The sequence below is a fragment of the Neisseria sp. HMSC061B04 genome, from assembly GCF_001836705.1.
Lineage (GTDB): Bacteria > Pseudomonadota > Gammaproteobacteria > Burkholderiales > Neisseriaceae > Neisseria.
The window spans coordinates 1-348 of the sequence record NZ_KV830241.1 but is presented as its reverse complement, the minus strand read 5'-3'; the positions used below and the strand labels follow the sequence as shown (position 1 = coordinate 348).

Sequence of the window (348 nt, the reverse complement as noted above, 5' to 3'; positions counted from 1 at the left end):
CAGGCTGTACAGCGGCAAAAAACGGCTGGGAATCCAGACTTTATGAGTTTTTGACTCAAGCGGTACGGCCAAAAATTACACGCGTCGATATTGCAAAAGACTTTTTTAACGGTGAATACAGCCCAAACCAAGCCAGAGAGGATCGAAACAAAGGTCTTTTCACATGCCATCACGTCAAACCGAAAGGCGAATGTATCGGCTCAGACTGGGAAGAAGAAGATGAAGAAAAAATGACGAAGGGCAAAACCTACGGGATAGGCTCTCGTGAGTCCTCAAAATATGTCCGCGTCTATGAAAAAGGCAAGCAACTGGGTGACAAGTCCAGTGTTTGGACACGCTTTGAAATTG

At 45.7% G+C, this 348-nt stretch carries 1 protein-coding gene; it reads left to right on the top strand.

Features of this window, described 5'->3' with window-relative positions; translation table 11 throughout:
* Nucleotides 1-348 (top strand): replication initiation factor domain-containing protein (locus HMPREF2661_RS11055; RefSeq protein ID WP_210400057.1); only part of this gene is annotated, 348 nt, incomplete at both ends.